Below are 13,345 nucleotides of genomic sequence, written 5' to 3'. Positions count from 1 at the left end.
AATTGCCGAGCATTCTAGCCTGCCATCAGTTCTTTTTGACCATACCGTAGATCACCAGAAGGACGACCGCGCCCACCAGCGCACCGAGAAAACCTGCGCCCTCGCCGGCCCGGTAGATGCCCAGCGCCTGGCCGCCGTAGGTCGCTGCGAGCGAACCGGCAATGCCGAGGAGAATGGTCATGATCCAGCCCATGCTGTCGTCGCCGGGCTTGATGAAGCGTGCCAGCAGACCGACGATCAGGCCGATGAAGATGGTTCCGATGATACCCATGGCAATCCCTCTGAGTGAAATGGCGCATGCCAAAGCCTAGTCAGCGCTTTGGCATCCCGCCATCAGAGGGACCGCGAAGAAGGAAGGTTCCCTTCAGCCCTGGATCAGGGCTTCGACCTGCTGGATCTTCTGTTCCAGGGTGGCCATGTCGTCACAACGCAGGGTGGCATGACCCACCTTGCGCCCGACCTTGAAGGCCTTGCCGTAGTGATGCAGGTGGCATTCGTCGATGGCAACCACCTTGTCTACCGCCGGTACTTCGCCGATGAAGTTGAGCATGGCGCTTTCGCCGACCTTGGCGGTCGAACCCAGCGGCAGGCCGGCCACGGCACGCAGGTGGTTTTCGAACTGGCTGCACTCGGCGCCTTCGATGGTCCAGTGCCCGGAGTTGTGCACCCGTGGGGCGATCTCGTTGGCTTTGAGACCACCGTCGACTTCGAAGAACTCGAAGGCCAGCACGCCGACATAGTCGAGCTGCTTGAGCACGCGACCGGCGTAGTCCTCGGCCAGGTTCTGCAGCATGTGGTCTTCACTGGCGACCGACAGGCGCAGGATGCCGTTCTCGTGGGTGTTGTGCACCAACGGGTAGAAACGGGTTTCGCCATCACGGGCACGCACGGCGATCAACGAGACTTCACCGGTGAACGCCACGAAGCCTTCCAGCAGGCATGGCACGCTGCCGAGTTCGGCGAAGGTGCCTACAACATCCTCGGCAGTTCGCAGCACTTTCTGGCCTTTTCCGTCATAACCCAGGGTGCGGGTCTTGAGCACGGCCGGCAGGCCGATGCTGGCCACCGCGGCGTCCAGGTCGGCTTGCGACTGGATGTCGGCAAACGACGGGGTCGGAATGCCCAGGTCCTTGAACATGCTCTTTTCGAACCAGCGATCGCGGGCGATGCGCAGCGATTCGGCACTCGGATAGACCGGAACGAATTGCGACAGGAAGGCCACGGTTTCAGCTGGGACGCTTTCGAACTCGAAGGTCACCAGATCGACTTCGTCGGCCAACTGGCGCAGGTGGTCCTGGTCGCCGTAATCGGCACGCAGGTGCTCGCCCAGTGGCGCGGCGCAAGCGTCCGGAGCCGGGTCGAGGAAGGCGAAGTTCATGCCCAGCGGCGTTCCTGCCAGGGCCAACATGCGACCCAACTGGCCGCCACCGATTACACCGATTTTCATGCTTTTGACCTCAGGCCTGGCGCGGATCTGGATTGTCCAGAACGTTGTCTGTCTGCTCAGCGCGGAACTGCTTCAGCACCGTGTGGAACTGCGGGTGCTTGGCCCCGAGGATGCTCGCCGAGAGCAGCGCGGCGTTGATCGCACCGGCCTTGCCGATGGCCAGGGTGGCAACCGGAATACCGGCTGGCATCTGTACGATCGACAGCAGCGAATCGACACCGGAGAGCATCGACGACTGCACCGGTACGCCCAGGACAGGCAGGTGGGTCTTGGCCGCACACATGCCTGGCAAGTGGGCAGCGCCACCGGCTCCGGCGATGATCACCTCAATGCCACGGCCTTCAGCCTCTTCGGCATACTGGAACAGCAAGTCCGGGGTGCGGTGGGCGGAAACCACCTTGACCTCGTAGGGAATGCCGAGTTTTTCCAGCATATCGGCGGTGTGGCTAAGGGTGGACCAATCGGACTTGGAGCCCATGATCACGCCAACCAGTGCACTCATCGTCGAGCCTCTTCTCTTGGGCGCCCGCAGGCGCGTCAAAAAACAACAAGCCACGCGGGACAACCGGCGTGGCTTGTTATACGAATTAGGGTCGGGGGAAACCGACCGAAGGCCGCGCAGTATACCGCAAAGCCGCGCTTTTGATGCACCCTGACGACCAACTGTCGGCCTTATTTTTCGGGGCTTTGGCTGACTTTTGAGTCAAGCCGTTGCCGGCCCGCCCTCCAGCTTGCGCCAGAGCAAGCGCACGTTGGCTTTGCGCACCAGCGCGCAGCGATACAGACGGATTTCCAGCGGCACGTGCCACTGGCTGCCGCCACAGATCACCAGCTCACCCCGCTCAAGCTCGGCGCGCGCCGACAGTCGCGGCACCCAGGCGATGCCCAGGCCTTCCAGCGCCATGCTCTTGAGGCTGTCGGCCATAGCCGTCTCGTACACTGTGGTAAATCGCAGATTGCGCTGGCGCAGCAGCAAATTGACCGAGCGGCCGAGAAACGCCCCGGCGCTATAGGCCAGCAACGGCACACTGCCCTCGCCTTCGAGATCGAACAACGGCTTGCCTTCGGCGTCGGCGGCGCACACCGGGAGCATTTCGGTGTTGCCCATATGCAACGACGGGAAAATTTCCGCGTCCATCTGCAACGCGGCATCCGGGTCGTAGAACGCCAGCATCAAGTCGCAACCGCCTTCACGCAGGGCGTGCACCGCATCGCCAACGTTGGTGGCCACCAGCCGCGTGGCGATGTTCAGACCATCGTTGCGCAACTGGGCGATCCAGCGCGGGAAGAACCCCAGCGCCAGGGAGTGAGCGGCCGACACCTGAATCACCTCGCCCTGCCCGCCTTCCAGATGATGCAGATGGCGCAGGACTTCACCCAACTGATCGACCACAGTGCGCGCCGTCACCAGGAACAATTGGCCGGCCGCCGTCAGTTCGATCGGCGTGCGCGAGCGGTTGACCAGGGTCAGCCCCAGCGCGGCCTCAAGGCTGCGAATACGGCGGCTGAAGGCCGGCTGGGTCACAAAGCGGCGCTCGGCCGCCTGGGAAAAGCTACGGGTCGCCGCCAGGGCACTGAAGTCTTCCAGCCATTTGCTTTCGAGGTTCATCTGTCTCTCCAGGCATGCACCAAAATGGCACACGCTCGAATGTCGGTTGGCGTCACATCAACCATTATGCCGTTTGTGCATAGGTTAGCGTGCAACAGCATTGGCCGCAAAATCGGCGCAGGCCTAGGATTGGCGCCATTCCGGCATGTGCCGGGCCTAACACGAGATGATATTTATCATGTCCGCTGCTGCATCGTTCCGCGTCGAAAAAGACCTGCTTGGCACCCTTGAAGTCCCAGCTGATGCCTACTACGGCATCCAGACCCTGCGCGCTGCCAACAACTTCCACCTCTCCGGTGTTCCGCTGTCGCACTACCCTAAACTGGTTGTCGCCCTGGCGATGGTCAAGCAGGCTGCTGCTGACGCCAACCGTGAGCTGGGTCACCTGAGCGATGCCAAGCACGCCGCCATCAGCGAGGCTTGCGCCCGTCTGATCCGCGGTGACTACCACGAGCAGTTCGTGGTCGACATGATTCAAGGCGGTGCTGGTACTTCTACCAACATGAACGCCAACGAAGTAATCGCCAACATCGCGCTGGAGGCCATGGGCCACCAGAAGGGCGAGTACAAGTACCTGCACCCGAACAACGACGTGAACATGGCGCAGTCGACCAACGACGCCTACCCGACTGCGATCCGTCTGGGTCTGCTGCTCGGTCACGATGCGCTGCTGGCCAGCCTCGACAGCCTGATTCAGGCCTTCGCCGCCAAGGGCAAGGAATTCGACCACGTACTGAAGATGGGCCGTACCCAGCTGCAGGACGCCGTGCCGATGACCCTGGGCCAGGAATTCCGCGCCTTCGCCACCACCATGACCGAAGACCTCAACCGTCTGCGTTCCCTGGCGCCAGAGCTGCTGACCGAAATCAACCTGGGCGGTACCGCCATCGGTACCGGCATCAACGCCGACCCGGGCTACCAGATGCTGGCCGTCCAGCGCCTGGCAACCATCAGCGGCCAGCCGCTGGTACCGGCTGCCGACCTGATCGAAGCCACCTCGGACATGGGCGCCTTCGTCCTGTTCTCGGGCATGCTCAAGCGTACTGCGGTCAAGCTGTCGAAGATCTGCAACGACCTGCGCCTGCTGTCCAGCGGCCCGCGTACCGGCATCAACGAGATCAACCTGCCAGCGCGTCAGCCAGGCAGCTCGATCATGCCAGGCAAGGTCAACCCGGTAATCCCGGAAGCCGTTAACCAGGTGGCCTTCGCCATCATGGGCAACGACCTGGCCCTGACCGTCGCTGCCGAAGGCGGCCAGCTGCAACTGAACGTGATGGAACCGCTGATCGCCTACAAGATCTTCGATTCGATCCGCCTGCTGCAACGCGCCATGGACATGCTGCGCGAACACTGCATCGTCGGCATCACCGCCAACGAACAGCGCTGCCGTGAACTGGTCGAACACTCGATCGGCCTGGTCACCGCCCTGAACCCGTACATCGGCTACGAAAACGCCACCCGTATCGCTGCCATCGCCCTGGAAAGCGGCCGTGGTGTGCTGGAACTGGTCCGCGAGGAAGGCCTGCTGGACGAAGAGATGCTCAACGATATCCTGCGTCCGGAAAACATGATTGCTCCGCGTCTGGTGCCGCTGAAGGCGTAACCGATGCTGTAACACCGCTCACCAGGTCGAGGGACTAGACACCTCTCACCTTTTGAGGGCCCAGGGATCACTCCCCGGGCCCTTTTTTTATGCCTGTGGCATATCGTTGACAGCATGACGTACTGTGAGCAGCTAACTATAAGCCGATCACGGAGACAGCCCATGGCAACCGCACACCCCGCTCGCAACATCATGGTGCTGTATACCGGTGGCACCATCGGCATGCAGGCCAGCGCCAACGGCCTGGCCCCGGCCTCGGGTTTCGAGCAGCGGATGCGTGAGCAACTGGCCGGACGTGCCGATATCCCGCACTGGCAGTTCCGCGAAATGCAGCCGCTGATCGACAGCGCCAACATGACGCCCGAGTACTGGCAGCGCCTGCGCGCGGCGGTGATCGAGGCTGTCGATGCGCAAGGCTGCGATGCCGTACTGATCCTGCACGGCACCGATACCCTCGCCTACAGCGCTGCCGCCATGAGCTTCCAGCTCCTCGGCCTGCAAGCACCTGTGTTGTTCACCGGCTCGATGCTGCCGGCCGGGGTTGCCGACAGCGATGCCTGGGAAAACCTGGTCGGCGCCCTGCTGGCTCTGGCCCAAGGGGTCGCTGCAGGTGTGCAGCTGTATTTTCATGGCGAACTGCTCGAACCCAACCGCACCGCCAAGGTGCGCAGCTTTGGCCGGCACCCGTTCGTCACGCTCAAGCGCTTCGGTGGTGCCGCCAACGTGCAGCCTTTGCCAAGTGAACTCGACTATCGGCAGCCAAAACAAACCGCCACGGTCGCCGTCCTGCCACTGGTACCGGGCTTCGGCGCCGCGCTGTTGCAAGCGGCGCTCGACAGCGGTGCACAGGGCCTGATCCTGGAATGCTTCGGCAGCGGTACCGGACCGGCTGACAATACGGACTTTCTCGATGCCCTGGCGCAAGCGCAAGCGCGCGGGGTCGTGGTGCTGGCAATCACCCAGTGCCATGAAGGCGGGGTCGAGCTGGGTGTCTATGAAGCCGGCAGCCGCCTGCGTCAGGCCGGGGTGTTGTCGGGAGGCGGGATGACCCGCGAAGCGGCGTTCGGCAAGTTGCAACTGCTGCTTGGCGCCGGCTTGCCGATGGCAGACATACGCCGCCTGATCGAGCTCGACCTGTGTGGCGAACTGCGCTGACCCCGGCAAGGCACGCATATTGCTCGCTTGCCGGTAGCCCTTCAGCAGGAAGCCAGACATGCTCCACTCACACCTCACCACCCTCAACGCCGTGTCGCTGGTGCTACAGGCCTTCAAGGATGACGACGTAGACGCTGCGGCGCTGCTCGACGGTAGCGGCATCAGCCCGGCCGACCTGGGCCGCGCCGATTCGCGCATCACCACGCGCCAGGAGCTGCTGGTGTGCGCCAACGCCGTGGCGCGGCGCCGTGAAGTGGGCCTGGAACTGGGTCGGCGCATGCATGTTTCCTGCTACGGCATGCTCGGTTACGCCCTGCTCTCCAGTGCCACCTTAGGTGACGCTTTGCGCCTGGCCATGCAATATCCGGCGCTGCTGGGAACACTTTTCCAGCTGCGCCTGATCGACGACGGCGAGCGTATCTGGTTCAGCGCCAGCAATTATCGCGAAGCCCCTCACCTGGCGGCGTTCAACGCCGAGTTCTGTCTGACCTCGTTGAAAGTCATCTGTGATGACCTGCTCGGGCAATCGCTGCCGCTGCTGGCGTCGCGCTTTGTCCACACCGCTCCCGATTACCAGGCGCTGTACGCTGAAACCTTCAACTGCCCGCTGCACTTCGAGGCCAGCGACAATGCCTTTGCCTTCGAGCGCCGCTGGCTGGATATGCCCTTGCCATTGGCCGACCAGATCACTCACCGGGCCATGAGCGAACGCTGCCGCCGGCAGAACCTGGAGTTCACCGGTCGCCAGGCGTGGCTCGGGCGCATCCGTCAGTTGCTGCTCGATCAACTGGATGCCGCGCCCGGGCTGGAAGGCCTGGCAAAACAGATGAACTGCTCATCACGCACATTGCGCCGGCATCTGCAGGAGCTGGGCAGCAGCTACCAGCAGTTGCTCGACGAGCTACGATTCGAGCGAGCCAAACAGTTGCTGGCCGAAGACCAGCTGCCGATCTATCAAATTGCCGAAGCGCTGGGTTTCAGCGAAACCGCCAGTTTCCGCCATGCATTTCTGCGCTGGAGCGGCGTAGCGCCAAGTCATTTCCGCGCCTGACGAGCGCTCAGCTTGCCGCGTAGGGGCGATATCCGGACATCCAGGCTTGGCCATATCGATCCCCTTTTGGCCGTTTCCGCCGTTCTGCGCCGGGGCCGATCCATCAACAATGGACCCATGCCAGTGACCCCGGAGAACAACAAATGCTGACAATTTATTCCGATGACCATCACCTTCATCACGGCCGCTGCGAGTTGATCGACGGGCAGCTGATGCCCTGCTTCGAAATGCCTTCACGTGCCGACCATGTGCTGGAACGGGTCAAAACCCGTGAATTGGGCCCGGTACAAGGCCCTGCAGATTTTGGCCGGGCACCGCTGTTGCGCGTGCACAGCGCCGATTACCTGAACTTCTTCGAAGGCGCCTGGCAGCGCTGGGCCAGCCTCGGCCACGATGGCGACCTGCTGCCCTTCACCTGGCCTGCGCGCACCTTGCGCAGCATCAAACCCAAAGGCCTGCATGGAGAACTGGGCTATTACAGCTTCGATGCCGGTGCGCCGATCACCGCCGGAACCTGGCAGGCCGCCTACAGCGCAGCACAAGTCGCACTCACCGCCCAGGCCGCCGTGCAAGCCGGTGCCCGCAGTGCCTTTGCCCTGTGCCGTCCACCGGGACACCACGCCGCCAGCGATGTCATGGGCGGCTACTGCTACCTGAACAATGCCGCCATTGCCGCCCAGGCATTCCTCGACCAGGGCCAGCGCAAAGTCGCGATCCTTGATGTGGATTACCACCACGGCAACGGCACCCAGGAAATCTTCTACCAGCGCAGCGACGTGTTCTTCGCCTCGATTCATGGCGATCCACAAGCCGAATTCCCGTTCTTCCTCGGCTATGCCGACGAACAGGGCGAAGGCGAAGGCCTGGGCTACAACGTCAACTACCCGCTGCCCGCAGGCAGTGACTGGGCAACCTGGAGCAACGCCCTGGATCAGGCTTGCGAGCGTATCGCCGCCTATGCACCGGACGTGGTAGTGGTGTCGCTCGGCGTCGATACCTTCAAGGACGACCCGATCTCCCAGTTCAAACTGGACTGCCCTGACTACCTGAAGATGGGCGAGCGCATTGCCCGCCTCGGCAAACCGACCCTGTTCGTCATGGAAGGCGGTTATGCGGTCGAAGAGATCGGTATCAATGCCGTGAACGTACTTGAAGGTTTCGAAGCGGTTCGATGATCGTCAACCACGCCAGGCACGCCGCAAGCGTGCCAGGGCGTCGGCAATCTTCGCTTCGTCCACCGCGGCGAAGCCCAGCACCAGCCCTGCGCGGTTATCCACAGGGGTAAGCGAATCAGGCAACCAGTAGTCGCTCAGGGCATTGAGTTCGACGCCGACGGCTTCGGCCTGGGTGATCAGCTGTTGCTCGCGGGCATGGCTTTCGACATCAATCTTCACGTGTAATCCCGCCGCCACCTCGGGCATCGGCCCGAGGCCGGAGATATCCACAGGCCAGCCTGCTTGCAATGCATTGCGCCGGCTCAGCGCAGCGCGCCGCACCCGGCGAATGTGCCGCTGAAAATGCCCCTGGGCCATGAACTGCGCCATCACCGCCTGGGTGCCGACCTCCGAATGCCTGACCGCCAGCGCCCGGCACCGGGAGAAGGCTTGCACCAGCTGTTGCGGCAGCACCAGATAACCCAGACGCAACGCCGGAAAGGCGATCTTGCCGAACGTGCCGACATACAACACCCGCCCGCTACGATCCAGCGCCGCCAGCGGGGCCAATGGCGCCCCGCTGTAGCGGTACTCGCCGTCGTAATCGTCCTCGATGATCCAGGCGTCCTTGCGCTGTGCCCAGTCCAGTAGTTCCAGGCGCCGGGCCAGGCTCATGGTGACCCCGGTGGGATACTGGTGCGAGGGGGTCACATAACTCAGGCGGCAGTGCGCCACGTCATAGAGTGCAGCGCAGTCCAGTCCTTCGTTGTCGACAGCAATACCGCGCACTTGCGCACCGGTCAGGGCGAAGGCATTACCGGCGGCACGATAGCCGGGGTTTTCCACAGCCACCACGTCACCCGACTCCAGCAGCAACTGTGCACAAAGGCTTATCGCCTGCTGCGCACCACTGGTGATCACAATTTGTTCAGCCGTGCAGGAAAGCCCGCGCGATCGGCGCAAATAGGTGGCAATCAGCTCACGCAGCTCGGTCTCCCCCGCCGGATCGCCGTAGCCCAAAGCGGCAGGATCCGGATTGCGCCAGAATCCCGCCTGCAGCTTGGCCCAGACGTCGAACGGAAACAGATCGAGCGCCGGTAATCCGACACGAAACGCCCGCGGCGGACCGCTTTTCGGCGCGGGCAAATGGTGCTTTTCCAGCCGTTCCAAGGGGCCGTTGTGGATAACATTACTGGATATAATCTCAGTGTTTTCCGACGTTTTTGTGGATAACCCTGTGGAAAAACCCAGGGATAACCCTGTGGATACTTTTGTGGATAGTTTTGGCAGCTGACTCACATAGGTGCCGTCGCCAACCCGGCTCTCGATAAAGCCTTCGGCATACAGCTGGTCATAGGCACGCACCACGCTGTTGCGCGACAGTGCCAGTGCCGCAGCCATGTCGCGGGTGGCCGGCAAGCGCGTGCCGCTGCTCAAACGGCCATCCAGCACGCGCAGGCGCAGCGCCTGGTAAAGCTGACGGCTCAGCCCCTGGCGCCGGTCAAGGACGATACCGGTAGGGTCGAACGGCAACGCGAAAGGACGCACGCTCATGACAATGGACCTATCAAATTAGCTGGAAATGGCTCTTACCATAGACCAATAGCCTGCCTAGGATTGAACCATTCGCCAAGGACAATCCTCATGTTCACACCTTCGAGCTACAAGGAAACCGACCTCAGCCAGCTGCACCGGCAGATTGAGCAGACCCGCCTGGCCGTGCTGGTTACCCAGGGTGAACAAGGCCTGCAGGCCAGCCACCTGCCGCTGCTGCTGGATCGCAGCCAAGGCAGCAACGGCACCCTCTACGGCCACTTCGCCCGCGCCAACCGGCAATGGCAAGCGCTGGAGAACGGTGCCGAAGCCCTGGTGGTGTTTTCTGGGCCCGACGCCTATGTCAGTGCCGGCTACTATCCGAGCAAGGCCGAGGATCCGCGCACCGTACCGACCTGGAACTACCTGGCCGTACACGCCTGGGGTAAAGCCGAGGTTTACCACGATGCCGAGCATCTGCTGGACATCGTCCGGCGCCTGAGCGACCGCCATGAGCAGACTCAAGCCAAGCCGTGGTCGGTGGATGAAGCGCCCGCCGACTACCTCGCTGGAATGCTCAAGACGATTGTCGGCTTTGCCCTGCCCATCGAGCGCCTGCAAGGCACCCGCAAACTCAGCCAGAACCGTTCGGCCATCGATATCGAAGGTGTGCGTACGAGTCTGGCCAACAGCAGCGATCCCCTGGACAACCAACTGGCCGCAGTGATGCGCCACTCTTGAAGGACTCTCTCATGCCTATCGTTTCGATCCGCCCGGTTACTGCCGATGACCACAGCGCCTGGCTGCCCCTGTGGCAGGCCTACCAACGCTTCTACGAGACCCGTATTGGCGACGAGGTGACCGCCGTGGCCTGGCAGCGCATGCTCGACCCGAATGAGCCGACCAATGCCGCGCTGGCCTGGGTCGACGGTAAAGCGGTGGGCATGGTCCACTGGATCTACCATCGCTCGAACTGGAGCATCGAGAACTCCTGCTACCTGCAGGATCTCTATGTCCAGAGTGAGCAACGTGGCCTGGGTGTCGGTCGCCAGTTGATCGAATACGTCTACGCTACGGCGAAGGCAGCAGGCTGCGCCAAGGTTCACTGGTTGACCCATGAAACCAATGCCACCGCCATCAGCCTGTACGAGCAGGTCGCCGAGCGGCCTGGTTTCATCCAGTTTCGCAAACCGCTGTAAGCCCTGGAGCCTTTACATGAATGCATCGTTGAACTGGCACCCGGCAAAACGCCCGCAACCGAAAACCCTGGTCGGGCGCTTCATTCGCCTGGAAAAGCTTGATCCGCGTCGCGATCGCGAAGACCTCTGGCAGGTGCTCCAGGGCCCCGACGCCGACCCGAAACTCTGGGATTACCTGGCCTACGGGCCGTTCACCGAGCGTGAAGACTTCGACCACTGGCTCGACAGCAACGCGGCCAGCAGCGATCCGTTGTTCTACAGCGTCATCGACAGCGCCAGCGGCCAGACCCAGGGCATCCTCAGCCTGATGTCGATCGTGCCCGAGCAGGGCCGTATCGAGATCGGCCATATTGCCTTTGGCGCCGCCATGCAGCGCACGCCCAAAGGCACCGAGGCGGTCTACCTGCTGGGCAAGCTGGCGTTCGAACTGGGCAACCGCCGCCTGGAGTGGAAGTGCAACAACGACAACGCCCGCTCCAAACGTGCAGCCGAACGCTTCGGCTTCCGCTTCGAAGGGGTGTTTCGCAAGCATATGGTGATCAAGGACAGAAATCGCGATACCGCCTGGTTCTCGATTACCGATGATGAATGGCCGGCGATTGCGGCGGGGTTTGAGCGCTGGCTGGGGGAAGACAATCAGCGGCCAACGGGGCAGGTTCAAACACTGGAAGCCTGTCGCGCAGTTCACTGATTGCTGAAGGTTTCCACAAATACAGGCGCGAAAAAAAGGGGAGCATATGCTCCCCAGAGGTTAACCGCTTGTAGATGAAGGCCTGAAAATCAGCCCTCGATCTCGATCAGGATTTCGCCCGGGTTGACCCGGTCGCCCTTGGCTACATGAATGGCGGTGACCTTGCCGGCGATGTCCGCCTGGACTTCGGTTTCCATTTTCATGGCTTCGGTGATCAGCACCGGCTGGCCGGCCTTGACCATGTCGCCTTCCTTGACCAGTACATCGACGATGTTGCCCGGCATGGTGGTGCTGACGTGGCCCGGTGCGCTGGCCTGCTTGCGCTTGCTGCTGCCGCCGCCGACGAATTCGTTGAGCGGTTCGAACACCACTTCTTCCGGCATGCCGTCGATGGACAGGTAGAAGTGACGCTTGCCTTCGGACTTGACGCCGACACCGGTGATGTCGACGCGGTAGGTTTCGCCGTGGACGTCGATGACGAACTCGGTCGGCACGCCTTCGCCGCCAGCCGAGGCCACCTTGCCAGCTTCCGGAATCGGCAGCAGTACTTCAGGGGTCAGGGTGCCAGCTTCGCGCTCTTCGAGGAACTTGCGCCCGATGTCCGGGAACATGGCGAAGGTCAGTACGTCTTCTTCGGACTTGGCCAGGTTGCCAATATCGGCACGCAGCTTGGTCATTTCCGGCTTGAGCAGGTCGGCCGGGCGCACGTCGATGACTTCTTCGCTACCGATGGCCTGACGACGCAGGTTCTCGTCGACCACGCCCGGAGCCTTGCCGTAACCACCTTGCAGGTACAGCTTCACCTCGTTGGTGATGGTTTTGTAGCGCTCGCCGGCAAGGACGTTGAAGAACGCCTGGGTGCCGACGATCTGCGAGGTCGGGGTCACCAGCGGCGGGAAGCCGAGGTCTTCACGCACGCGCGGGATCTCGGCCAGCACTTCGTTCATGCGGTTGAGCGCGCCCTGCTCCTTGAGCTGGTTGGCCAGGTTGGAAATCATCCCGCCCGGTACCTGGTTCACTTGCACGCGGGTGTCCACGGAGGTGAACTCGCTTTCGAACTGGTGGTACTTCTTGCGCACGGCGTAGAAGTACAGGCCGATTTCCTGCAGCAGCTCCAGGTCCAGGCCGGTGTCGAACTCGCTGCCCTTGAGCGCTGCAACCATCGACTCGGTACCCGGATGGCTGGTGCCCCAGGCAAAGCTGGAGATCGCGGTGTCGATGTGATCGGCGCCGTTCTCGATAGCCTTGAGCTGGCACATGGCAGCCAGGCCGGCGGTGTCGTGGGAGTGCACGAACACCGGCAGCGATTGCTCGGCCTTCAGCGCCTTGACCAGCTCGCCGGTGGCGAATGGGGTCAGCAGGCCGGCCATGTCCTTGATCGCCACCGAGTCGCAACCCATGGCTTCCATCTGTTTGGCCTGGGCCACGAAAGCGTCGATGGTGTGCACCGGGCTGGTGGTGTAGGCAATGGTGCCCTGGGCGTGCTTGCCGGCAGCCTTGACCGCTTCGATGGCCACGCGCAGGTTACGCACGTCGTTCATGGCATCGAAGATGCGGAACACGTCGATACCGTTGACCGCAGCCTTGGCCACGAAGGCTTTGACCACATCGTCGCTGTAGTGGCGGTAGCCGAGCAGGTTCTGGCCGCGCAGGAGCATCTGCAGGCGGGTGTTAGGCAGCGCTGCACGCAGTTTGCGCAGACGCTCCCACGGGTCTTCCTTGAGGAAACGCACGCAGGCGTCGAAGGTCGCGCCGCCCCAGACTTCCAGCGACCAGTAGCCGACTTTGTCGAGCTTGTCGCAGATCGGCAGCATGTCTTCGGTACGCATGCGGGTGGCCAGCAGGGACTGGTGGGCGTCGCGCAGGATTGTGTCGGTTACAAAGATTTTCTTGGACATTATGG

Annotated in this window: 13 protein-coding genes; 7 read left to right on the top strand and 6 right to left on the bottom strand. The window is 62.3% G+C overall.

The window, feature by feature from the left end:
• Positions 1-25: 25 nt before the first annotated feature.
• The 4 genes from AC07OF_RS00995 to AC07OF_RS00980 all read right to left on the bottom strand — a co-directional run bounded on the left by AC07OF_RS00995 (position 26) and on the right by AC07OF_RS00980 (position 3,056).
• Positions 26-271, bottom strand: coding sequence for a GlsB/YeaQ/YmgE family stress response membrane protein (locus AC07OF_RS00995; RefSeq protein ID WP_157190560.1), 246 nt, complete (start codon positions 269-271; stop codon positions 26-28).
• Positions 272-364: 93 nt separating this feature from the next.
• On the bottom strand, positions 365-1,447 hold the full coding sequence (locus AC07OF_RS00990; RefSeq protein WP_157190561.1) for a 5-(carboxyamino)imidazole ribonucleotide synthase: 1,083 nt from the start codon (positions 1,445-1,447) through the stop codon (positions 365-367).
• A 10-nt stretch (positions 1,448-1,457) separates the two neighbouring features.
• Complete coding sequence (purE, locus tag AC07OF_RS00985) at positions 1,458-1,949, bottom strand: 5-(carboxyamino)imidazole ribonucleotide mutase (RefSeq protein ID WP_038615995.1); 492 nt, start codon at positions 1,947-1,949, stop codon at positions 1,458-1,460.
• 201 nt (positions 1,950-2,150) lie between these two features.
• Positions 2,151-3,056 (bottom strand): LysR substrate-binding domain-containing protein, encoded by a 906-nt coding sequence (locus AC07OF_RS00980; RefSeq protein ID WP_157190562.1) that lies wholly within the window; start codon positions 3,054-3,056, stop codon positions 2,151-2,153.
• Positions 3,057-3,234: 178 nt separating this feature from the next.
• Between AC07OF_RS00980 and aspA the strand changes: the two genes are divergently transcribed.
• The 4 genes from aspA (at position 3,235) to AC07OF_RS00960 (ending at position 8,040) form a co-directional block, all read left to right on the top strand.
• The gene (gene aspA, locus AC07OF_RS00975; RefSeq protein ID WP_038615998.1) at positions 3,235-4,659 is read left to right on the top strand and encodes an aspartate ammonia-lyase; all 1,425 of its coding nucleotides are present in this window, start codon (positions 3,235-3,237) and stop codon (positions 4,657-4,659) included.
• A 162-nt stretch (positions 4,660-4,821) separates the two neighbouring features.
• The gene (locus AC07OF_RS00970) at positions 4,822-5,814 is read left to right on the top strand and encodes an asparaginase (protein WP_157190563.1); all 993 of its coding nucleotides are present in this window, start codon (positions 4,822-4,824) and stop codon (positions 5,812-5,814) included.
• A gap of 58 nt (positions 5,815-5,872) precedes the next feature.
• Positions 5,873-6,865, top strand: a complete 993-nt coding sequence (locus tag AC07OF_RS00965; RefSeq protein ID WP_157190564.1) for an AraC family transcriptional regulator — start codon at positions 5,873-5,875, stop codon at positions 6,863-6,865.
• A 143-nt stretch (positions 6,866-7,008) separates the two neighbouring features.
• Entirely contained in the window at positions 7,009-8,040 is a 1,032-nt protein-coding gene (locus AC07OF_RS00960; RefSeq protein ID WP_038616001.1) for a histone deacetylase family protein, read from the top strand.
• A 3-nt stretch (positions 8,041-8,043) separates the two neighbouring features.
• Here the strand turns inward: AC07OF_RS00960 and pdxR are convergent, their stop codons facing one another.
• Positions 8,044-9,573: a MocR-like pyridoxine biosynthesis transcription factor PdxR gene (gene pdxR, locus AC07OF_RS00955; protein WP_157190565.1), complete on the bottom strand. Its 1,530-nt coding sequence runs from the start codon at positions 9,571-9,573 to the stop codon at positions 8,044-8,046.
• Positions 9,574-9,663: 90 nt separating this feature from the next.
• Here pdxR and AC07OF_RS00950 point away from each other — a divergent pair, with 90 nt between their 5' ends.
• Genes AC07OF_RS00950 through AC07OF_RS00940 form a run of 3 tightly spaced genes read left to right on the top strand, consistent with a single transcriptional unit; the run spans position 9,664 to position 11,442 of the window.
• The gene (locus tag AC07OF_RS00950; protein WP_495072491.1) at positions 9,664-10,293 is read left to right on the top strand and encodes an FMN-binding negative transcriptional regulator; all 630 of its coding nucleotides are present in this window, start codon (positions 9,664-9,666) and stop codon (positions 10,291-10,293) included.
• A gap of 11 nt (positions 10,294-10,304) precedes the next feature.
• The gene (locus tag AC07OF_RS00945; protein WP_157190567.1) at positions 10,305-10,751 is read left to right on the top strand and encodes a GNAT family N-acetyltransferase; all 447 of its coding nucleotides are present in this window, start codon (positions 10,305-10,307) and stop codon (positions 10,749-10,751) included.
• A gap of 16 nt (positions 10,752-10,767) precedes the next feature.
• Complete coding sequence (locus AC07OF_RS00940; protein ID WP_495072490.1) at positions 10,768-11,442, top strand: GNAT family N-acetyltransferase; 675 nt, start codon at positions 10,768-10,770, stop codon at positions 11,440-11,442.
• Positions 11,443-11,531: 89 nt separating this feature from the next.
• Here the strand turns inward: AC07OF_RS00940 and oadA are convergent, their stop codons facing one another.
• The gene (oadA, locus tag AC07OF_RS00935; RefSeq protein WP_038616011.1) at positions 11,532-13,340 is read right to left on the bottom strand and encodes a sodium-extruding oxaloacetate decarboxylase subunit alpha; all 1,809 of its coding nucleotides are present in this window, start codon (positions 13,338-13,340) and stop codon (positions 11,532-11,534) included.
• Between the last annotated feature and the right edge of the window lie 5 nt (positions 13,341-13,345).

This window comes from Pseudomonas sp. GW821-FHT10B02 (assembly GCF_059415665.1).
Note: the sequence above shows the minus strand (reverse complement) of the source record. Positions and strands in the feature narration are given on the sequence as shown.